This is a genomic window from Archaeoglobus fulgidus DSM 4304 (genome assembly GCF_000008665.1).
Taxonomy (GTDB): domain Archaea; phylum Halobacteriota; class Archaeoglobi; order Archaeoglobales; family Archaeoglobaceae; genus Archaeoglobus; species Archaeoglobus fulgidus.
Genome location: NC_000917.1, coordinates 362,176 through 380,582, shown reverse-complemented (window position 1 = coordinate 380,582; position 18,407 = coordinate 362,176). Strand labels below are relative to the sequence as shown.

The 18,407-nt window shown below is 48.5% G+C and carries 26 protein-coding genes and 1 tRNA gene; 12 read left to right on the top strand and 15 right to left on the bottom strand.

Going from position 1 to position 18,407, the window contains the following annotated elements; all coding sequences use genetic code 11:
• The 8 genes from AF_RS02145 to AF_RS02110 all read left to right on the top strand — a co-directional run bounded on the left by AF_RS02145 (position 1) and on the right by AF_RS02110 (position 3,513).
• Complete coding sequence (locus tag AF_RS02145; RefSeq protein ID WP_010877928.1) at positions 1–516, top strand: ArsR family transcriptional regulator; 516 nt, start codon at positions 1–3, stop codon at positions 514–516.
• Positions 503–739: a DUF504 domain-containing protein gene (locus AF_RS02140; protein WP_048064230.1), complete on the top strand. Its 237-nt coding sequence runs from the start codon at positions 503–505 to the stop codon at positions 737–739. Before AF_RS02145 ends, AF_RS02140 begins: the two co-directional genes overlap by 14 nt.
• Entirely contained in the window at positions 724–1,464 is a 741-nt protein-coding gene (locus AF_RS02135) for a BtpA/SgcQ family protein (protein ID WP_010877926.1), read from the top strand. The genes AF_RS02140 and AF_RS02135 overlap by 16 nt, the downstream gene beginning before the upstream one ends.
• Positions 1,421–1,960: a hypothetical protein gene (locus AF_RS02130; RefSeq protein ID WP_010877925.1), complete on the top strand. Its 540-nt coding sequence runs from the start codon at positions 1,421–1,423 to the stop codon at positions 1,958–1,960. The genes AF_RS02135 and AF_RS02130 overlap by 44 nt, the downstream gene beginning before the upstream one ends.
• Positions 1,961–2,018: 58 nt before the next feature.
• Complete coding sequence (locus tag AF_RS02125) at positions 2,019–2,591, top strand: DUF2589 domain-containing protein (RefSeq protein ID WP_010877924.1); 573 nt, start codon at positions 2,019–2,021, stop codon at positions 2,589–2,591.
• A 13-nt stretch (positions 2,592–2,604) separates the two neighbouring features.
• Positions 2,605–2,793 (top strand): DUF2589 domain-containing protein, encoded by a 189-nt coding sequence (locus AF_RS02120; RefSeq protein ID WP_010877923.1) that lies wholly within the window; start codon positions 2,605–2,607, stop codon positions 2,791–2,793.
• Positions 2,790–2,996 carry a DUF2589 domain-containing protein gene (locus tag AF_RS02115; protein ID WP_010877922.1) on the top strand — a complete coding sequence of 69 codons (207 nt, stop codon included), beginning with the start codon at positions 2,790–2,792 and terminating at the stop codon, positions 2,994–2,996. The genes AF_RS02120 and AF_RS02115 overlap by 4 nt, the downstream gene beginning before the upstream one ends.
• An 82-nt stretch (positions 2,997–3,078) precedes the next feature.
• Entirely contained in the window at positions 3,079–3,513 is a 435-nt protein-coding gene (locus AF_RS02110) for a hypothetical protein (protein ID WP_010877921.1), read from the top strand.
• On the opposite strand, the gene AF_RS02105 is transcribed toward AF_RS02110, so the two are convergent.
• From AF_RS02105 to AF_RS02085, 6 genes are read right to left on the bottom strand one after another with little or no spacing between them, the layout of a single operon-like run.
• A complete protein-coding gene (locus AF_RS02105) occupies positions 3,506–4,339 on the bottom strand; it encodes a DUF1786 domain-containing protein (RefSeq protein WP_010877920.1) in 834 nt (277 codons plus the stop codon). The genes AF_RS02110 and AF_RS02105 overlap by 8 nt on opposite strands.
• A 29-nt stretch (positions 4,340–4,368) precedes the next feature.
• Positions 4,369–4,515: a hypothetical protein gene (locus AF_RS13015; RefSeq protein WP_158296875.1), complete on the bottom strand. Its 147-nt coding sequence runs from the start codon at positions 4,513–4,515 to the stop codon at positions 4,369–4,371.
• A complete protein-coding gene (locus AF_RS02100) occupies positions 4,502–4,936 on the bottom strand; it encodes a metal-dependent hydrolase (RefSeq protein WP_143274370.1) in 435 nt (144 codons plus the stop codon). Before AF_RS02100 ends, AF_RS13015 begins: the two co-directional genes overlap by 14 nt.
• Positions 4,933–6,336 (bottom strand): cysteine--tRNA ligase, encoded by a 1,404-nt coding sequence (gene cysS, locus AF_RS02095; RefSeq protein WP_010877918.1) that lies wholly within the window; start codon positions 6,334–6,336, stop codon positions 4,933–4,935. Before cysS ends, AF_RS02100 begins: the two co-directional genes overlap by 4 nt.
• A 30-nt stretch (positions 6,337–6,366) precedes the next feature.
• A complete protein-coding gene (locus tag AF_RS02090; protein ID WP_010877917.1) occupies positions 6,367–8,958 on the bottom strand; it encodes a PAS domain S-box protein in 2,592 nt (863 codons plus the stop codon).
• A 56-nt stretch (positions 8,959–9,014) separates the two neighbouring features.
• The gene (locus AF_RS02085) at positions 9,015–10,175 is read right to left on the bottom strand and encodes an LL-diaminopimelate aminotransferase (RefSeq protein ID WP_010877916.1); all 1,161 of its coding nucleotides are present in this window, start codon (positions 10,173–10,175) and stop codon (positions 9,015–9,017) included.
• A 74-nt stretch (positions 10,176–10,249) separates the two neighbouring features.
• Here AF_RS02085 and AF_RS02080 point away from each other — a divergent pair, with 74 nt between their 5' ends.
• Genes AF_RS02080 through AF_RS02070 form a run of 3 tightly spaced genes read left to right on the top strand, consistent with a single transcriptional unit; the run spans position 10,250 to position 12,212 of the window.
• Complete coding sequence (locus AF_RS02080) at positions 10,250–11,068, top strand: hypothetical protein (RefSeq protein ID WP_010877915.1); 819 nt, start codon at positions 10,250–10,252, stop codon at positions 11,066–11,068.
• A complete protein-coding gene (locus AF_RS02075; RefSeq protein WP_010877914.1) occupies positions 11,065–11,574 on the top strand; it encodes a DUF531 domain-containing protein in 510 nt (169 codons plus the stop codon). Before AF_RS02080 ends, AF_RS02075 begins: the two co-directional genes overlap by 4 nt.
• Positions 11,562–12,212, top strand: coding sequence for an RNA 2'-phosphotransferase (locus AF_RS02070; protein ID WP_010877913.1), 651 nt, complete (start codon positions 11,562–11,564; stop codon positions 12,210–12,212). Before AF_RS02075 ends, AF_RS02070 begins: the two co-directional genes overlap by 13 nt.
• Here the strand turns inward: AF_RS02070 and AF_RS02065 are convergent.
• The 6 genes from AF_RS02065 to AF_RS02045 all read right to left on the bottom strand — a co-directional run bounded on the left by AF_RS02065 (position 12,194) and on the right by AF_RS02045 (position 15,262).
• Positions 12,194–12,445 carry a hypothetical protein gene (locus AF_RS02065; RefSeq protein ID WP_010877912.1) on the bottom strand — a complete coding sequence of 84 codons (252 nt, stop codon included), beginning with the start codon at positions 12,443–12,445 and terminating at the stop codon, positions 12,194–12,196. The two genes, AF_RS02070 and AF_RS02065, sit on opposite strands and share 19 nt — an antisense overlap.
• Positions 12,446–12,527: 82 nt before the next feature.
• Positions 12,528–12,601: transfer RNA gene (locus tag AF_RS02060), tRNA-Arg, on the bottom strand.
• 38 nt (positions 12,602–12,639) lie between these two features.
• Positions 12,640–13,506, bottom strand: coding sequence for a UbiA family prenyltransferase (locus AF_RS02055; RefSeq protein WP_143274369.1), 867 nt, complete (start codon positions 13,504–13,506; stop codon positions 12,640–12,642).
• Positions 13,481–14,176, bottom strand: a complete 696-nt coding sequence (locus AF_RS02050; protein WP_010877910.1) for a phosphoglycerol geranylgeranyltransferase — start codon at positions 14,174–14,176, stop codon at positions 13,481–13,483. Before AF_RS02050 ends, AF_RS02055 begins: the two co-directional genes overlap by 26 nt.
• Positions 14,177–14,215: 39 nt before the next feature.
• Positions 14,216–14,389, bottom strand: a complete 174-nt coding sequence (locus AF_RS13190) for a hypothetical protein (protein ID WP_010877909.1) — start codon at positions 14,387–14,389, stop codon at positions 14,216–14,218.
• Positions 14,390–14,407: 18 nt separating this feature from the next.
• On the bottom strand, positions 14,408–15,262 hold the full coding sequence (locus AF_RS02045; protein ID WP_010877908.1) for a carbohydrate kinase family protein: 855 nt from the start codon (positions 15,260–15,262) through the stop codon (positions 14,408–14,410).
• 84 nt (positions 15,263–15,346) lie between these two features.
• Here AF_RS02045 and AF_RS02040 point away from each other — a divergent pair, with 84 nt between their 5' ends.
• Positions 15,347–17,002 carry an FAD-dependent oxidoreductase gene (locus tag AF_RS02040; RefSeq protein ID WP_010877907.1) on the top strand — a complete coding sequence of 552 codons (1,656 nt, stop codon included), beginning with the start codon at positions 15,347–15,349 and terminating at the stop codon, positions 17,000–17,002.
• A 45-nt stretch (positions 17,003–17,047) separates the two neighbouring features.
• On the opposite strand, the gene AF_RS02035 is transcribed toward AF_RS02040, so the two are convergent.
• The 3 genes from AF_RS02035 to AF_RS02025 all read right to left on the bottom strand — a co-directional run bounded on the left by AF_RS02035 (position 17,048) and on the right by AF_RS02025 (position 18,382).
• The gene (locus AF_RS02035; RefSeq protein WP_048064227.1) at positions 17,048–17,698 is read right to left on the bottom strand and encodes a hypothetical protein; all 651 of its coding nucleotides are present in this window, start codon (positions 17,696–17,698) and stop codon (positions 17,048–17,050) included.
• Positions 17,699–17,765: 67 nt separating this feature from the next.
• Positions 17,766–18,197, bottom strand: a complete 432-nt coding sequence (locus tag AF_RS02030) for a hypothetical protein (RefSeq protein ID WP_010877905.1) — start codon at positions 18,195–18,197, stop codon at positions 17,766–17,768.
• Entirely contained in the window at positions 18,194–18,382 is a 189-nt protein-coding gene (locus AF_RS02025; RefSeq protein WP_048064226.1) for a hypothetical protein, read from the bottom strand. Before AF_RS02025 ends, AF_RS02030 begins: the two co-directional genes overlap by 4 nt.
• Between the last annotated feature and the right edge of the window lie 25 nt (positions 18,383–18,407).

The window sequence follows — 18,407 nt, the reverse complement described above, 5'->3', positions numbered from 1 at the left end:
ATGGTAAAGAGAGCCAAGTTGATTAACGATGTGGTGGAGCTAATCCCGATATTTCATCTCCTCTCAACCGAAACTTACAGGAAGGTTTACAACGCACTTCTTGAGGGATGGTACACGGCGAGAGAGCTTGAGGAGATGATAGGTGAGGGATACAGGGACGCCCTTAGGATACTGAAGAATGCAGGGATGCTTGAGGCGAAGTGGAGAATGCCATCTGATCCCGGAGGAAAGCCGGAGAAGGAGTACCACGTGAGCTACACCCACGTGAGCGCGAACTTCTACATTTCGCTGAAAGACCTCAACAAAGTTCTCGAAGTCGTATTCATGAGCGATGATGAAGTTGAGGAGTACGTCAGAGAAATAATCAAGGAAATTGAGGCTGGAAGAACGTCGGTGACGTACATCACCAAGGATTTGAACCTCGACCCTCTGTTTCTGAGGGCTATAGCCAAGCGCTCCCTCAAGCTGAACCTGAAGGGGCAGCTTATTGAGCTAGCGAAGGATGAGGAGATATAGCATCAAAGAAATTTTGGATAAATTCAGGTGGCATCCCGAATTTGATTTTTCCAAAGTTAGAATTCGATACATAGACAGGCCAAAGGGCTACAGCGAGGTAAGCGGTGATGACATAAAGGAGATAGGCCACATGTTTATCTACCTTTACAGCGGCGCAGCCATTCCCCACCACAGGATTGTGGAAATAAGGTACGGAGAGGAGGTAGTATGGAGAAGACCGTAATCGGCGTGGTTCACCTCCTTCCCCTTCCGGGCTCACCCGAGCACACTGACCTGAGTGCGGTAATAGACAAAGCCGTAAAGGATGCCAGGGCAATTGAGGAGGGTGGTGCGGACGCGCTAATACTCGAAAACTACGGCGATAAACCTTTTTTGAAGGAAGTTGGCAAGGAAACCGTCGCTGCGATGACTGTAATAGCCTGCGAGGTTAAGAGGGATGTTTCCATCGGGCTGGGGATAAATGTGCTCAGAAACGACGCCGTTGCGGCATTAGCCATTGCCAAAGCCGTAAACGCCGACTTTGTTAGAGTTAACCAGCTTTTCTTCACTTCCGTCTCCCCTGAAGGAATTCTTGAGGGGAAGGCCGGAGAGGTGATGAGGTACAAAAAGCTGGTTGACTGCAGGGCGATGATTTTTGCGGACATTGCAGTGAAACACGCTGTACACTTCGCCTCACTTGAGGATTACTGCCTAAATGCCGAGAGGAGTCTTGCGGACGCGGTGATTTTGACGGGAAAAACGACAGGTGGAGAAGTTTCTTTGGAAGAGCTGAAATACGCCAAAAAAACTTTGAAAATGCCTGTTCTCGCCGGAAGCGGTGTTAACGCGGAGAATGCTGCCAGAATTTTGAAGTGGTGCGACGGAGTTATTGTTGGCACCTACATAAAGCGGGGCGGATTGGTTGATGCCGAGAGAGTTAGGAGAATCGTTAGAGCTGCGAAAGGGTAGGCATTCAGTCGTCTATTTGACGGAAAAATACGCGATAAAGCAGTTTCACGAGAGGTTCAGGTACAACTTTCTGAAGGAGGTTAAGTTCCTCACGCTCCTCCAGCCTTTCTTCTTCACCCCTAAGCTTTACTTCGTCGATTTTGCAAATCTCAGAATAGTGATGGAGAGGCTGAGGGGTAGAAGGTTTGACGAAGCTTTCATCAGAAAGGCTGTCGAGAGAGCTCTTGAGGCCTGCTTCATTATGGATGTAATGGGGGTTGAAAAGCAGGAGATGAACCATCCGGACAAGCACATAATAGTTGGGGATGATGTTTACCTCATCGACTTCGAGAGGGCGAGGTTCAAGGACCGCCCATCCAACCTCACACAGTTTTGCATGTACTTGAGAAGATTTGGAATTGAAATTGAAAAAACTTTGCTTAAAGATTACAAGACCTCGGTGAATTGCGAAAACTTCAGCAGGATTTTACATAGTGTGGTGGAAAAACTTAAATAACTCAGAATTAAGAATTATTTGCCAGCAATTGGCACTTTAATTGACCGGAGGTGATTGTATGGTTGGCGCAAATATACCAGCAGAGCTTGCCGCTCTGCCGATAGAGAGTTTGATTGGCAAACCGCTTGAGGCCGCTGTGAGGGCTCAGGCCTTTGCAGCGATGACCACAGCACGATTCGTTCAGGAGGTTGGGCTTGACGACGACGGGAATGTTAAGACGGTAACATTCAAATTCAAGAGAAAGGAGCTCGACCCGGAAACGGGAGACGTTACGGACGTTGACACGACAGTTGAGGCACCCTTGCTGACGATTCTTCCCGTGCCCTTCATCAGGATAAAGGACATGACGGTCCACTTCAACTTCACCATAAAGACCTCTGCGCAGGACAAAACTCAGCACGACTTCGCCAGCAAGCTTACAGCAAAAGCAGGATGGGGCTGGGGAAGCGTGAAGCTCACAGCCTCTTACGGATTCAAGAAGGAGAGCAGGTCCCAGGTTGACAGAAGCTCGGAGCTTGACATCACCGTCAATGCTGTGCAGGATGAAATGCCTGAAGGTATGAGAACTCTGCTCAGCCTGCTGAAGGAGAGCATAGCTCCTGCTGGAGCTTCAGGTGGGGGAACAGGGTAAAGAGGTGCTTTGATTGGTCAACGTAGCTTTACTGCTGGATCAGATTATCGCAACCCCACTCAGGTCGATGGTGGAGGCCCAGCAGGAGTCAGCTAACGCAACCGTGGAGTTTCTAACAAGTCTGATCGACGAGAACGGAAAGCCCAAGGGCATTGAGCTGGCTTACGAGCAAACGGTTTTCGATCCAGAAAGGGGGCTGTGAGTGAGAAGAACAGGGTAAAAATCCCGCTTCTCACATTGGTTCCCGTTCCCTACCTCAGCATCGACGAGGCGGAGATAGACTTCAGCGCGAAGATTGTTGCAACGTCAAAGCAGCAGAAGGGGAAGTTCGTGCCGCTGTATGCGTCTACGCACCAAAAGCTGAAACAAAGACAGACCTCAACGGAGAGCTTAACATCAAGATAAAGGTAAAGCGGACTGAGATTCCAGAGGGCATCGCAAGGATGATAACAGTTCTCAGCAACTCGATTACGGTAGGGGAGGGATAATGCCGGGAAGAAGAGTTCGCAAAGACGTTGCCCGTGACGTTAAAAAGCCGGATTTTGTCGAGCCGGTTAAGCCGGTTGACAAGCCGGAAATTGCAGTCAAAAAAGCACCCCTAAGAGAGCTCGCGGCATCGATAACGCTCTCAGCCCTCTCAGCCAAAAAGCTGATTGACATGGAGCTCTCAAAAATTCGAAAGGAGTACGAGAAGGACGAGTTTCTCAGGAACTTTCCTCTTCCCGGATTCGAGATTTCCGAGATGGAGCTTGAGCTTAACTTTGCTGTTGACGAAGTTAAGGACGGTGGGGAGGTAATCGTTTCCTTTGACGAGGAAAAGCTTTCGAAGCTCTCAGGTGCAATTTCAAAGATGAAAATGAAAATTGTTGGCAAAAGCCTTCAGCAGTTCGAGACCATAGACGGACAGAAAATCGTCAAGTAACTTTTTTCCTCAGCAGAAACATCATCCCCAGATTTCCCACAACCATCGGGTCCCCGCCAACCTCTTTAAAGGGTGAAAGGTGGGCGTTGGGGCCTGTGCAGAGCCTCTCCCTAACATCAACGACCTCATCGTAGTAGCAGCCGTGCCCTTCGTCGCTCAAAACGTACTCGTTGCTCAGCTCACCCCTCTCAAACCTCTCAAGGAGCGATTTTATCTCATCCACACCTCTCCTCCTTAAAACAGGAGTGTGGTGCTCCAGTAGAGCCTTAATCCTGTAATCCTCATCGACTATCGCTGCTGTTAGATGGGAGTTGCCGAAATTAACCAGCAATGCGGGGAATTCCTTCACCTGCAGGGCGCATCCGGCAATCGCTGCGAAGACGGTATCGACAACGTAAACCTCAGCCCTGACGTAATCCAGAACGCTGCTCGCAGCATCCCTCATCCTGTTGAACTCCGGCGGTATCTCTCTATGGTGAAAGAGAAATCCCTCAATGCCGGGGTTTTTTCTCAAAAGTGACTCAAACATTCTGAACCTGAAAACCCTGTTGCTGATTTGCGGTGAAAAGCCGTGGTCCTGCACCGCTACCACATAATATCTCGGCATTTCATAGCCCATTTTTTCGATGAAATCAGAAAAGAATGGCATGTCCACGTCTTTCGTTTCAAGCTCCACCGCATCGCCCTCAGGCTCGCCAATGATTATCCCCATCTCCCTAACCCTTTCGAGGTTATCGGCAAAGGTCAGCGCTGCCCTCTCTGTTGCGTAAACCCTGTATCTCTGAAGGTGTCTTCTAACTGCAAAGGTTATCGCTCCCCCACCCATCGTGTAGCCGCGGAGGAAAACGTCTCCCTCTACCCTTTCAATCTTCTTAGCCAGAATTCTCGTTGGTGACGGCAGAATCGCTTCGGACAGTTTCTCTCGTTCTCCTCAGCAAACAGCATGAAGTCCTGAGTTCCGGAACCGACGTCCAAGGTAAAAACGCTCTCACCACCAAGCATTTCCACCACCCGCGAAGTAAACGAACGCTATCGAGCCGAGTATAAAAGATCCGGCATTAACCGCGCTGTTATCGCTCCTGAAAACCTTGAATGCCACCCTTTTCCTGGAAAAAGGGAAGAATGGCGGAAATTTCTGCATCGTGAACACATCAACGGCTATGTGGATTGACACCGCAGCAAAGACTGAGAGGGCAAGCATTTCAGGAATTCCCGCATACCTGAAAAGGAAGAAGAACAGCAGGGTTGAGATTGCAGCAAAGGTGAAGTTGTGCGTGTACTCCCTGTGCCTGATTTTCAAAACCAAGTCCACATCGGGCAGCATGGAGAAAATTGCCGCCAATGCGACGAACTCCACACCCAGTTTGGGGATAAAGGGGGAAAGAGCTAAGAGCGTCGCTCCCATGTGTCCGGGACGGTTCATTCCACCCTCCACCTCGTTCCCTTGGGTGTGTCAATCAGCCTGATTCCTCTCTTCGCGAATTCATCTCTTATGGCATCGGCAAGCTCGAAGTTTCTCTCCTTCCTTGCCCTTTCCCTTTCAACAACCTTTTCTGCATCTTCTCTGCTAAGAGCGGGCACTCTCTCCATCTTCTCGAACAACCCGAGAACTCCACACAATCTCTTAAAAGCTTCGTAAAGCTCTTCTGCTTGGTTAAGGCTTAACTCGTAAAGGGATTTGTTGATCAAGCCGGCAAATTCGTGAAGAACCGCAATCGCATCGGGTGTGTGCAGGTCTCTGTTCATCGCCTCCTCGAACCTCCTGATGTAATCCTCAACATCAACCTGATTACCCTCTTTCCTGTCTCCGAAGGTTTTCAGATATGCAATCTCCATATCGAGGTTTATTAAAGCTGACCTAAGATACTCGTAAGCCCTCTTCGCCCTCTCAAGTGCCTCTTCGGTGTAGTCGAGAGGGCTGCGGTAGTGGGCTGTGAGCAGAAAGTATCTGAGCACCTCTCCTTCGTACCTCTGAAGCACATCCCTAATCCTGACTATGTTTCCCAGGCTTTTGCTCATCTTTTCCCCTTTTATCCTTATGAAGTCGTTGTGCACCCAGATTTTAACAGGCTCCACCCCGAATCTCGCAAAGCTCTGAGCCCTCTCGTTTTCGTGGTGGGGGAATATCAAGTCCTTCCCCCCGCCGTGGATGTCGAAAGGCACTCCCAGATACTTGGCCGACATGACGCTGCACTCTATGTGCCACCCCGGCCTTCCTCTGCCCCAAGGAGAGTCGAAAACAGCCTGAGCCTTTAAATCAGCCTCTTTCGCGGACTTCCAGAGGGCAAAATCCTTCACGTCCCTTTTCCTCTCATCCGGCTCTATTCTGTGCCTGTTTAGCTCTTCAAGACTTTGCTTCGATAGCTCGCCGTAGTGCTCAAAGGCTGGCACGTGGAAGTAAACATCCCCATCAATTACGTATGCGTAGCCCTTTTCAATCAAATTCTGGATAAACTCAATTATGTCGGGGATGTGCTCCGTAACCTTAGGCTGATACGTTGGCTTTTTTACGTTTAAAGCCTCCATGTCCTTCAGATATTCCTCAATGAACTTTTCCGCCACTTCTTTCTGCGTCTTGCCCTCCTTAACGGCCCTGTTGATGATCTTGTCATCCACATCCGTGAAGTTCTGAACATATACTACCTCATATCCGAGATACTCCAAATACCTCCTGAAAACGTCGAAAAACACGGCACTCCTCGCGTGGCCGATGTGGGAGTAATCGTAAGCTGTGATACCGCAAACGTACATCTTCACCCTTTTGCCATCCACAATATCCTCAAGCTTCTCGATTTTTCTCGAGAGGGTATTGTAAACTTCCATATTTAGAGAACGGTCATGGGTTTAAAAATTTCAACCCTCAAGAAGCTTTTTTATCTCGTAAGTAACAATTTCCCTCGCCCTAAGCTCGTCGAGAATGTTTTCAATTCTGCAAACCTGCTCCTCGACTCTCTTGGCAAACTCATCGAAGGAAAAGTTCTCCCTGATTTCCAAGTAGCCCTTTATTATCGCCAGTGGATTTCTCAGCCTGTCTGCCAGATGCTCAAACTGGGAGAGGTTCTCCATAATCACCTTCAAAGCCGCCTCCTTTTCCCTCTCTATCTTCAGCGATTTGAAAGCGAATTTTACGTCCTTTCCGATTGCCTCAAGAACGCTGATTTCTTCCTCCGAGAACCCTTTTTCGGAGAATACCATTATCACACCCGAAATTCTGCCGTTCGAGATGGGCAGAATCAAAACCTCCTTGCCGTCAACCTTCTCAACCTTTATCTCATCTGAATCAATGTGCTCCATCGCCATTTTCTCGCATTTCTCCTCATCAAGCCCCCTCGAAATGCCTGCCAGTATTAAGCCATCCTCATAGAGGTAGACCGCAACCTCAAGTCCGGCCCTTTCAAGGTGTTTTCTGACCGTGCTGAGAATTTTAAACTCAGTTTTCTCCTGCGATATCTCCCTGCTGCAAACACTCGTAACTCTCAACAAAAGGTTCAGCCTTTTCAGCATTTCCTCCCTTTCCTTTAAATCCGTGATGTCGGCAATGTTTGCCATAACCGCAGGCTTCCCTCTGTACGAAATTCTGCTCGCAAGAACTTTCAGCCACTTCTCCTTTCCGTCTTTCGTTAGGACTTTCACCTCATAGCTATTCGGAACCTCCTCTCCCCTCTCTCTGGCCCTGTATCTTTCCACCACCTTATCATAAAAGTCGGGATGAAGTACCTTGTAGGGGTGTTCGAGGGAGTTTACCTCCTCAATAGTATAGCCGAGTATCTCTCTGAGCTTTTCGTTGCCGTAAACTACTTTGTCGTTCTGAATTATGAAGATGCCCGTGTGGGAGTGCTCTGCGAGAGTTCTGTAGAGTTCTTCGCTCTCCCTTAACTTTTTCTCCGCCAGCACTTGAGATGTCACGTCGATGAAGTTTCCAAGAACTGCTGGCTTCCCCCTGAAGGTTATGGGGGAGAGCACAAAGCTTGCGTACCTCCCTTCCCCGCTTTTCGTGTAGTACTTCGAGAAGGTCTGAATGACTTTTCCTGAGAGTGCGTCGTTTACAGCCCTTTCCACCTCATCCCATATTCTGCGGTCGAAGACCTTTTTCCATTCCTTTCTCAGCTCATCCAGAGTGTATCCGGTGTAGTCCTGCGTGGCTTTGTTCATGTAAACGAGTTCACCATCCTGAATGACGTAAATACCCGAGTGGGAGTTCTCAGTAAGAGTTCTGTAAAGCTCCTCGCTTTCCACGAGTTTTTGCTGAAGCTCCTTTCTTGTTGTGACGTCCCTCAAAACCAGAATTCCGCCTGTAACTTCTCCATCAGAGGTCCTTATTGGAACACCGACAACCTCAACCCATCTCAAACTGCCAGACTTATCCCTAATTCTCAGCTCCATTCTTCTGAACTTCCCACCTCTGCCCTCCTCGACGGCCTTGTTCACTTCCTCAAGGTGACTTGGATGGATAAACTCAAACACATTCCTCCCGATGAGCTCTTCCGGAGTGTATCCGTGGAGCTTCACTGCGGGATTCGTGTGGATAATAGTCCCCTCGCGGTCAACGATTATGATTGCATCAACGGAGTTTTCAAAGGAGAGCTTGTACTGGACAAGCTCCTCTTCAAGCCCCCTGAGAACCCTGTCCAAATCCTCGACAAAGAGGTAAACACCATCCTTTGCAATTTTAAAGAAAAGGTACTCCTTGTCCCCAACCCTGACACTCCCGAGATTTTTCCCCTTAACGCTCTTCAAGTCAACCTCTGAAAGGAGATTTTCCGCGGCCTTGTTGTGATACACGATTTCGTCCGCAAACAATGCAACGACAGGATACCTGAAATCATCGAAAATCGACCTTAAATTCCTCACCTTCTCCTCCGTCAGCGTCCTTGCAAGAACCTCGTAAACTCTCTTTCCGAGGACGCTGACCTCCCTCACTTTAACTCTCACATGAAACAGTCTATTGTTGATTTTCACAGAAACTTCTCCTTCTCCCCTCTTAAGAATCTCGTCAACCGACTGAGAGAGTTCAGGAAAAACGTCATGCAGCTTCTTGCCCTCCACCCTCTCCAGACCTGTGAAGCTGTAAAAGGTGTTATTGGCGGCCAGAATCCTCTTTTGCTCATCAACGAACAGAAGACCGTAGTAAAAGTCCCAAACCCCAGCATATATGCTCCTCAGCACTTCACAAAATTTGCTGACGTCGTATGCGTAGACGTATTCACCGTCGCTGTACAAATGCAGATGGTAAGACTCCCCGTCAACTCCGACAACCTCTACCTCACCACCACTTTCAAGCCTTTCTTTGATGCCGGAATCTTCCGTTAAGTCGTAAATCGTCGCAGAGAGAATAGAATCAAGATCGTAACCCATTTTTTCAACAAAGCCTCTGTCGGCGTCTATAATTTCCCCATTCTTAGAAAGCTTAAAGGTGTACTGACTGCTATCGCCTAGCTTTAACATTTATGCTGACTTTTCTGGACGATGAATATAAACTTTGCTGTTCAGTTAAATAAAAATTATTTATGTAATATTGTTTTCAGCCTATCTATTGCCTCCTCTATAACACCCTCTCCTCTGGTTAAGGCAAACCTGACGAACCCTTCTCCAGACTTGCCGAACCCAATCCCCGGAGTTGCCACTATTCCTGCCTTATCTATTAACTGCTTTACGAACTCGATGCTGCTCCCGCCCACCTTTGCCCAGACGTAGAAGGTAGCTTTCGGTTTTTCGGCGTCAATTCCAACATCCCTCAACCCTTCAACCAGCAGGTCCCTTCTCCTCTGGTACACCTTGCAGTTTTCCTCTATAACTCTGTCAGGGCCATCCATCGCGGCTATGGCAGCCTCCTGTATCGCCTCAAAAACCCCGCTGTCAACGTTGGTCTTCACCTTTAAAAGGCCGGCAAGAATATCTCTGTTACCACAGGCGAATCCTATCCTCCAGCCGGTCATGTTGTAGGTTTTGGAGAGGGAGTTGAACTCCACGCAGACTTCAAAGGCATCCTCAAACTCAAGGAAGCTGGGAGCCTTGTAGCCATCGAAGGTAATCTCGCTGTAGGCTGCATCGTGGGCTAGAATAATTTTGTTGTCTATGCAGAAGTCTATTGCCTCCTTGATAAACTCCTTTGGAGCCACGGCTGCAGTGGGGTTGTTTGGGTAGTTCAGAAACATTATTTTGGCCTTTCTGGCAATTTCATCGGGAATCAACTGAAAATCGGGCAGGAATTTGTTTTCTTCCTTTAGCGGCATTTCATAAGGTACGCCGTCGGCAAGCAATGTGGAGGAGTAGTACACAGGATACCCCGGCTCTGGTACGAGAACATAGTCTCCGTCGTTCACGAAGGCGAGCGGAAGGTGCGCTATCCCCTCTTTGGAGCCGATGAGAGAGATTACCTCCGATTCGGGGTCAAGATTCACTCCCTTTCTTCTCCTGTAGAACCTTGCCACACTCTCTCTGAAGCTAAGCATCCCCTCGTAGCTTGGATACTTCTGCCTCTCAACCTTCTCAGCGGCGTTTTTCAGCGCCTCAACGATGTGCTCAGGCGTTGGTAGGTCCGGGTCGCCCACTCCGAAATCGATTACCTTAACTCCTTCCTGCAACTTTTTCCTTTTCATTGCATCGATCTCTGCGAAAAGATACGGGGGAATCTTTTCCAGTCTGTCCGCCAACTTAAACATGCGATTTGTTGGAGCTTTCGAATATATCAACTTTTACCCGAATAACGTAAATATCAGAAGCTTGAGGTTCTTGCATGTGGCTAAGGGTTACCACTTTCCCCGACAAGGAAATGGCAATGGAGATTGCATCAAAATTGAGAAATTCAGGAGCGAGAGTTGAAGTAAGGGAAATTGTTGAGTGGGATTTTGAGGAAAGGTACTTTCTGAGGGGAAATTTAAGCGAGCTTGAGGAGTACGAGGAGGCTCAGGATTGGAAAAACTACTCCGAAATTATTCGTGAAATACTGAAGGGCAGGATGGAGGTTTCCGAATTCGAAAGGGAGTTTCTCAAAAGAGCTTCCCCTGAAAATTATGAGAAGGTCGTAAAGCTCAAGGATGAGAGTCTGGGTGATAAGGAGTTTCTGGATGCGATGGAAGCTGCCTTTAGAGTCAGCCTTCTCATGTCCTCTGTCTACTCCTTTTTGAAGGCAAACGGAATTGAGGTTGGGGAGGATTACATTGAAGGAGAGCTACCTGAAGACCCCACGATCATAATAGAGCTTGACGAGGAGGTTGAGGGGTGCGAGAAGGGCTATTTTCTCCAGCTTACCCCTGCATGGGACGTGAACGTGGACATTTTGAGCGTCCTGACCAAGGATGTTGAGTTGGAGGGTCTGGATGGCGTTGTGATTGATGCCGCTGCTAGAATTGTGATGAACGTCATTGCGGGGCTTGAGGACACCAACGACATTGAAAAGCTGAGGGAGTACACCTCAGGCATCATAGAGGATGCAGACAATCTTGACGGAGAGCTTTACGTGGATGCGGAGGAGGTTTACGAGGCGATACTGAAGAGCCTTGAAAAAGCAGGAATTGTCCGGGTTTCGGGAAGAAAGGTAAAGCTGAGAAAATGATCTCCATCTGCCTTGTCAACACCTACGACAAGCTGAAAAAACACGAAATTCACTTGCGGAGCATTGCACGGGCAGCACCGCTCTGCTACGCCTTCAACTTTCACCTCGCTTTGCTCGACTTTCCCTTCTGGAGGAGTGAGAAGGAGGTGGCTGAGGAGGTTGCCAACTACACGACCATCGGAGAAGGCGGGAAATACCTGCTATATCTCGCAGAATCCGGGAAACTTCACCTAATAGATAAGATTCCGGCTCATTTCGGAGAGGTGGTTGCCACAACGTCCAAGCCTGACCCGGACAAAGTAGTCAATCCCGATACTTTAGCAGCGTTCAAATCGGCAACTTTTTTAATAGGTCTCGGAAGAAGGGGTTTGCCACGGGAAATGTTAAAGTCCGCAAAATACCACCTCGACGTGACACGCAAAGGGGTAAGCCTTGAAACCTGCAGCGCCATTGGGGCGATTGCGATGTTGCTGGCTGTAAAGGTGGTGGGAGAATGGAGGAAATAAGATTCTGCCCAGAGCACGGGTTTTACAGAGGGGAGAAGTGCAGGTGCGGTGCGGAGGGAGAACTGATTCTGCCCAAGGAGAAGGTTGAAAAGCTTGGAAAATTCATTTCCGGAGTTCTGAGGCACTTCCCCGACAAGTTCGGTCTCAATATGGACGAGAACGGCTGGGTGAACCTTGAATCTCTTGCAAGAGTTGTGAAAAGGAGGTACAAGTGGGCGAACATCTGGCTGATTAAAGCTCTCGTTTACAGCGACGAAAAGCAGAGGTACGAGCTGAAGGGCGACAAAATAAGGGCGCGATACGGGCACAGCATTGATGTAAAGCTCAGCGACTTTCCTGAGGCAAAAGAGGACGTTCTGTATTACGGAACAAGCGAGGAGGAAGCTCACAGAATGCTTGAAATCGGGATAAAGCCCGTGAACCAGAGATACGTTCACCTGTCAACAACAATCGAGAAGAGCAAGGAGGTGGCGAGCATCAGGACTGATACACCAATTGTTCTAGAAATAGACGCCAAAAAGGCTAGAGAAGACGGAATAAGAATTATCAAGGCGAACGACCTTATTGCACTCGCAGAAGAGATACCGGCAAAATATATAAAAAGACAGATTGTATTTAATCAGTACTCGTCGTCGTAGTAGTACTCCTCTTCCTCCTCGAACTCATCGTAATCCTCAAATTCTTCCTCTTCCTCAACGCTTTCGAGCTCATCCAAATCAAACTCCTCGTTTGTATCGAGCAGGAGTAACTTCCCCTCCTGGTAAACCATTATTGAGTTGCAGAGCGAGCACTGAATCTCAACACCCTCATACAAATCGGTGATTTCAATCTCCTCTCCGCAGGACGGGCATCTGATAAGCTTGACCGCCATATTTTGGATGTGCAACTTTCTCAGATTTAAAGTTTGTGTTGGTCTCTAAACCCACAAGCGCCAGAAGGATTGAGAACAGAAGCGGACCCGGCGGGATTCGAACCCGCGACCTTGGGCTTAGGAGGCCCACGCCCTGTCCTGCTAGGCTACGGGTCCTCTTTCCAAGCACGATTGCTGGTATTATAAATCTTGCTCTAAAACGCCCCTGCAAAAAATCCGACCAGACCGAGCACCATTGCTACCAGCGTGACCTTTCTGTACTTCCTTATTGATTCCCTCTCGTAATCCCCAACCAGCCTTAAGGCCACATAAATCAGCAAAACATCAGTTACGGAAACCGGAACTGCATATTTGAGGTCGAACAAAAATTCTGGAAGGAGAAACAGAGGAATAGGGCTGATTGAGACCGCAGTGAGATAAAAAAGAGATGCAATTGATGCTGCTTTCCTTTCTCCCATCGTTCTGGCAAGAGACCTCACATCTCTGAGGGCATCACCTTCAACATCCTCTATTCCCTTCATTATCTCCCTTCCAACGCCGGTGAGAAAGGCCATTGAGGCCAGGAGCGCTGTTTTTTCCGTTATCCAGCCTGACGAGATTATGCTACCAAAAAGGAATGGGGCTGCCATGGTGAAGGCTATGTACACATTTCCGGCAAATCCAAGCTCCTTCAGCTTGTAGTCGTAAAGGCATGCCAGTACTGAGACAGCAAAGGCAAATATGAACGCCAGGGGGGAGATGAGATATGCTGCAACGAAACCGGGTGGCATGAGCGCTATCGCGAGAGCCAAAGCTATCCTCCTGCTCAAATCGCCCCTTACGAGGGGTCTGTCCGTTCTGTTGTTGACCAAATCAACCTCGTAGTCGAAGTAGTCGTTAAGGGCAAACGTTGAAGCCTGGAGGAAAACGGCAGTGAGATATCCGAGCAGAAGCTTCCACAAATCTGAGAAGAAGGGGTCGGAAACGTAGATACCTATCACAACCCCAAATCCGTACATCAGTCCGTGTTCAAGCCGTAAAAGGTCCCAGATTGCCTTAAGGTAGCGTTTCAAGGAACGCATCGATACCCTTCTCATAGATTACGTTTCCAACTATTATGGTGTCTGCATACCTGAGCATCTCCCTCGCCTTTTCCCTGCTGTCAATCCCTCCTCCGTAGAAAAGTCTCGCCTTGTCGAGAACTTTCTTCACCTCAGCCACAAGCTCTGGATTGCCGTAGGTGCCGCTGTACTCGATGTAAATAATGGGCAGATTGAACAGCTTCTCTCCAACCAAGGCGTAGCTTGCGGCAAGCTCCTTGTCTATGTTGCAAAGGGCCTTCGTCACTCTTGCAACGGCGGAATCGGGATTTAGCACGATGTAACCCTCAATCTGAATGAACTCGGATTCGATTATTTCAGTGAATTTCTGCAGATTCTCGTAATGCATTCTGACCCACTGCGCATGCTTTCCCGTAATCCAGTCCCCATCTGCAGAGTTCAGAACTGTTGGAACAAAGAGGTAGTCAACGTCATAGACCACGTTTGACGGGTCTGAGGGCTCAACAACTATTGGGAGGCCGTACTGGGAAACTTTTTCGATTAATGTTCTGGCCTTCTCGTAAGTTACGTTCTGCGTCCCCGAAATCATCACGGCATCAGTTCCACTATCCGCTACAGCCTTTATGATTTCATCGGTGTTTGTCCTGTCAGGGTCGAGCTTTGTGATGTGTCTCCACTTTCTCCATCGCATTGAGAATTCACTCCATGGCCAAATTATAAATCTTTAGGTTCAGAACCTCAGCCTTGGGTCCTTTTTTGCAGCATCTCTTACGCAATAAAACTCCTTACCAATCTTTCTAAGATACTTGCACCTTTTGCCCGTGTAACCCATGATGCAGAGTTCACAATCCTCCTTATACACTCTTTTAAATCCAAGCTTTTCGGCCATTATTCTAATGTCCATTATTAAATTATCCCCCTTTCATCTTAAAACTCTTGCGAGAAATTCATCGATGGTGCTCTTTGATGGAAAGTTTCTCGCTCCAACCCTTTCGACGTTGTAAGCTCCGCAGAAGTTTCCCAGCGTAAGGCAGACTTCGAGGGGGTAATTTTTGATAAAGCCATAGATGAAGCCAGCAGCGAAGGCATCCCCCGCTCCAGTGGTGTCAGCAACCTTGGCTGGAAATGCTGGGGACTGAAAGCTGCCCTTCTTGGTGTAGCAAGCGCTGCCTAGCTTCCCCTGGGTGACAATCAGGTAGTCCACGAATCTCAGCACGTCTGCGGTCTCAACACCAAGAAGGCTGAACTCGTCAGCGGACATTATGAGCATGTCCACGTGCTGAAGAATCTGCTTGAGCCTTTCAAATCCGAGGCTTGAATAGGGAAAACCGGGATTGAGTATTACAAAGCCATCAAATCTCTCAGCCTCCTTTCTCTGAACTTCAAAGCTGTGCTCGGAAGGGAAGGGGTCGAGGTAGAGGTAATCCCCGCCATCCACCTCAACAAATGGCTTTCCAGCGGCATTTGGCTCTACAAAAAACGTTCTCTCTCCCTCCCCATCGACGAAAACGTGAACTTTGCCCGTTTTCTCATCAGTTATCTCGGCTTTCACCTTCGCCAAGGTGTTCTCGACGAAGTAAATTCCGTCCTCGTCCCTTCCCAGTGTCGTGAAGAGCGTTGATTCAACACCCAGGCTGGCAAGGTTGTGGGCCACGTTCGCACCTGCACCACCCGGCGATTTCCGGGTGGAGAGGATTATGCTGTGCCCGCCCCTTTGTGGATACCTGTCGATGAGATAGATATAATCCACAAGCGCAGGAGCGTGTGCTGAGAACATGTGGGAAGTACGGCTCGAAAACTTAACATTTTTGGGTAAGCTGAAAATAGCAAGCCATATAATAAGCGCTGCAGTCGGGGGTCCATGAACGTTGTTGTAATCGGCGGAGGGGCTGCTGGACTGAAGGCTGCCTCCAGAATCAGAAGAAAGGATGGAGATGCAAGCATCACCGTTGTTGAAGCTGGAAAATACGTCTCTTTAGGGAGATGCGGGCTGCCCTACTACGTTGGCGGACTTGTTCACGAAGTTGACAATCTGAGGGAAACTACCTACGGGGCGGTGAGAGACGAGGCTTACTTCAAGAAGCTGAAAAACATCGACGTGCTGACTGAAACGGTGGCAACCGAAATAGACAGGAGCAGGAAGACCGTGAAAATTGTGAGGAACGGCAGTGAGGACGAGCTCAACTACGATTATCTGGTGATTGCCACAGGAGCCAGACCAGCTAAGCCGCCGATTGAGGGGATTGAGGCAGAGGGCGTTGTAACACTTACGAGTGCCGAGGAAGCGGAGAAAATCATCGAAATGTGGGAAGAGGGGGCGGAGAAGGCTGTGGTCATCGGAGCAGGGTTCATAGGGCTTGAATCCGCCGAGGCTCTGAAAAATCTGGACATGGAGGTTACCGTAATTGAGATGATGGATAGAGTTGCGCCTGCTATGCTTGACAGAGAAATGGCAGTTCTTGTGGAGAACCACCTGAGGGAAAAGGGAGTGAACGTTGTAACGTCAACGAGAGTGGAGAAGATAGTTTCTCAAGACGATAAAGTCAGAGCAGTCATTGCGAACGGAAAGGAGTACCCTGCAGACGTCGTTGTTGTCGCCACTGGTATCAAACCAAACAGCGAACTCGCTGAGAAGGCTGGGCTGAAAATAGGTGAAACGGGGGCTATATGGGTTGACGAGTACATGAGAACGAGCGACGAAAGCATATACGCTGGTGGGGATTGTGTCGAGACCACGTGTCTTGTTACGGGCAAGAAAATAATAGCTCCCTTTGGTGACGTGGCGAACAAGCAAGGAAGAGTTATAGGAGAGAACATAACGGGAGGGAGGGCCGTTTTCCCGGGTGTGATTAGAACGGCCATTTTCAAAGTATTCGACTTCACAGCCGCTTCAGCCGGAGTGAACGAGCAAATGGCAAAGGAGGCGGGCTTAGACTACTTTACCGTCATCGCCCCCTCTCCCGACAGAGCCCACTACTACCCACAGGCCAACTACATCAGGTTAAAGCTCATCGTCGAAAAGGGCTCATGGAGAGTCATCGGTGCCCAGGGCGTTGGAATGGGGGAGGTTGCAAAGAGAATTGACGTTTTAAGCACGGCAATTCAGGCCGGAATGACCATCGACCAGCTTGCAAACCTTGACCTTGCTTACGCCCCACCATACTCCCCCGCTCTCGACCCGGTGATTACTATCGCAAATGTCGCAATGAATAAGAGAGATGGTCTATTCGAGGGGATTAACGTCTTCGAGCTGAAGGAGAAGCTTGAGAAAGAAGACATTGTGATTCTTGACGTAAGAAGTGAGGAGGAGTTCAAAACCAGAAGAATAGAGTCGGAAAAGGTCATCCACATTCCCATCCTTGAGCTGAGGGAAAGGCTTGACGAGATACCCAGGGATAAAGAGATAGTTGTCGTCTGCGCCATTGGTCTCAGAAGCTTTGAGGCGTCAAGAATTCTCAAACACGCTGGCTTCGAAAAGGTGAAAATTTTAGAGGGTGGAATGGCCTTCTGGTTTTGAGTTTTAATTTTTTACTTTATATCTGAATAAAAGACCTCAACGCAATCATCGAACCTCCAAATCAACAGAGCTGCAGAAAACAACCGGCAGAGAGCCTATCACCGTTTCCGGGAAGTAGCAGAGTTTGAGCTTTAAACTGTCAATCGGCACTTCGCTGTAGAAGATTGCGTGGAATTTGCCCTGTTCATTGCGAAATTCCACAACCTCGCTGCTGAAGGTGAGGGCAGCGGTAAGCAAATGGACGCGATTGACCACCAACCCCTCAGAATCCATAAAGTGCAGAGTGGCGTGATAATACCACATTTTACCGGTTTTCGCAGAGGAGATGTAGAAACAGAAGTTGGTTTCTGAGTCGAGCAGTTCGATCGAAATCTTGTTGCAACCCTCGCCCTTCACCGGCGATTCGATGGGTGTGGCTGCGTGCAGAATCGATATCACGACGATGGCTACGAGAAATGCCCTCCACAATTTCGGTTTGAACACTGAGGCAATGGTGGTTGCAACCAGCAAGACTGCGAAAACTGCGATGGAAGGTGTGTTGAAGTGCATAGTAGGTGAGACTGTGAGAGGCCCGTAGTTCACCTTTGTGGCCCTTAAAATCAAAGCGGCTGTTATGGGTAAAAGGATGTAGACAAAACCCCTTCTTGCGAGAGTTATCAGCACTACGGGAAAAATGAAAAAAGGCTCGAACGTCATTACGATAGGGGCGATTGCTGTTATCGTTAACCTTCTAAATGCATTTCTCAAAAAATTAGGAGACATGTTATCTGTGTTCGTCATCCACGTGTTCTATCCAAGCGTAGATCGGGTAGTCCGACCCTACATCAGTGATGTGTGCATTTGGACTGGTTGAGCTGTACTCATAAACGGGTATTCTCAGAATTTTTGCTTTCATAGGATACCAAACGGGATTTGCGCTGTTTAAGTCCTCTTCTGTATACACGTGGAAGTAGGTTGCGATCCTGTCTCCGGGTTTCATAGCGTAAATGTCATTATATTCGAGTCTAAGCCCTTTTGCGAATCCTTGTTCGGTTTCCTTGTACCACGAGCATTTGACTGTGTTCTCAGCCGATGCGGAAGCACTGAAGCCGAAGTCTATTGGTGAAGTTATGCTGCTAACCAGACCTATTCCTAATCCAATGCTCGGTCTGCTAATGTGTCTGGAGTAGTAGTTGCTATAAACATCGAATATCAACCCCCAGTTGTCGTAGTTTCACCAGTAATTACTTCAGCCTTTATTGTCTTGCTCCAAATGTCGGCCTTACCGATCAATAATTGCGTGTCCCCATCATGCCTTTTACCATCGCCGTCAACCCACCATTCCTTATCAATCCAAATACTAAGGCTGTACGGCTCCATCGTGCCATCAATTATCTCCATTGAACCCGAGAGAGCAGCACAAAAC

Excerpts from the sequence above, each read along its gene's own strand:
- AF_RS02145 (WP_010877928.1), top strand. The coding sequence starts at position 1 with ATGGTAAAGAGAGCCAAGTTGATTAACGATGTGGTGGAGCTAATCCCG.
- AF_RS02140 (WP_048064230.1), top strand. The coding sequence starts at position 503 with ATGAGGAGATATAGCATCAAAGAAATTTTGGATAAATTCAGGTGGCAT.
- AF_RS02135 (WP_010877926.1), top strand. The coding sequence starts at position 724 with ATGGAGAAGACCGTAATCGGCGTGGTTCACCTCCTTCCCCTTCCGGGC.
- AF_RS02130 (WP_010877925.1), top strand. The coding sequence starts at position 1,421 with ATGCCGAGAGAGTTAGGAGAATCGTTAGAGCTGCGAAAGGGTAGGCAT.
- AF_RS02125 (WP_010877924.1), top strand. The coding sequence starts at position 2,019 with ATGGTTGGCGCAAATATACCAGCAGAGCTTGCCGCTCTGCCGATAGAG.
- AF_RS02110 (WP_010877921.1), top strand. The coding sequence starts at position 3,079 with ATGCCGGGAAGAAGAGTTCGCAAAGACGTTGCCCGTGACGTTAAAAAG.
- AF_RS02105 (WP_010877920.1), bottom strand. The coding sequence starts at position 4,339 with ATGGGTGGGGGAGCGATAACCTTTGCAGTTAGAAGACACCTTCAGAGA.
- AF_RS13015 (WP_158296875.1), bottom strand. The coding sequence starts at position 4,515 with ATGCTTGGTGGTGAGAGCGTTTTTACCTTGGACGTCGGTTCCGGAACT.
- AF_RS02100 (WP_143274370.1), bottom strand. The coding sequence starts at position 4,936 with ATGAACCGTCCCGGACACATGGGAGCGACGCTCTTAGCTCTTTCCCCC.
- cysS (WP_010877918.1), bottom strand. The coding sequence starts at position 6,336 with ATGGAAGTTTACAATACCCTCTCGAGAAAAATCGAGAAGCTTGAGGAT.
- AF_RS02090 (WP_010877917.1), bottom strand. The coding sequence starts at position 8,958 with ATGTTAAAGCTAGGCGATAGCAGTCAGTACACCTTTAAGCTTTCTAAG.
- AF_RS02085 (WP_010877916.1), bottom strand. The coding sequence starts at position 10,175 with ATGTTTAAGTTGGCGGACAGACTGGAAAAGATTCCCCCGTATCTTTTC.
- AF_RS02080 (WP_010877915.1), top strand. The coding sequence starts at position 10,250 with ATGTGGCTAAGGGTTACCACTTTCCCCGACAAGGAAATGGCAATGGAG.
- AF_RS02075 (WP_010877914.1), top strand. The coding sequence starts at position 11,065 with ATGATCTCCATCTGCCTTGTCAACACCTACGACAAGCTGAAAAAACAC.
- AF_RS02070 (WP_010877913.1), top strand. The coding sequence starts at position 11,562 with ATGGAGGAAATAAGATTCTGCCCAGAGCACGGGTTTTACAGAGGGGAG.
- AF_RS02065 (WP_010877912.1), bottom strand. The coding sequence starts at position 12,445 with ATGGCGGTCAAGCTTATCAGATGCCCGTCCTGCGGAGAGGAGATTGAA.
- AF_RS02055 (WP_143274369.1), bottom strand. The coding sequence starts at position 13,506 with ATGCGTTCCTTGAAACGCTACCTTAAGGCAATCTGGGACCTTTTACGG.
- AF_RS02050 (WP_010877910.1), bottom strand. The coding sequence starts at position 14,176 with ATGCGATGGAGAAAGTGGAGACACATCACAAAGCTCGACCCTGACAGG.
- AF_RS13190 (WP_010877909.1), bottom strand. The coding sequence starts at position 14,389 with ATGGACATTAGAATAATGGCCGAAAAGCTTGGATTTAAAAGAGTGTAT.
- AF_RS02045 (WP_010877908.1), bottom strand. The coding sequence starts at position 15,262 with ATGTTCTCAGCACACGCTCCTGCGCTTGTGGATTATATCTATCTCATC.
- AF_RS02040 (WP_010877907.1), top strand. The coding sequence starts at position 15,347 with ATGAACGTTGTTGTAATCGGCGGAGGGGCTGCTGGACTGAAGGCTGCC.
- AF_RS02035 (WP_048064227.1), bottom strand. The coding sequence starts at position 17,698 with ATGACGTTCGAGCCTTTTTTCATTTTTCCCGTAGTGCTGATAACTCTC.
- AF_RS02025 (WP_048064226.1), bottom strand. The coding sequence starts at position 18,382 with ATGGAGATAATTGATGGCACGATGGAGCCGTACAGCCTTAGTATTTGG.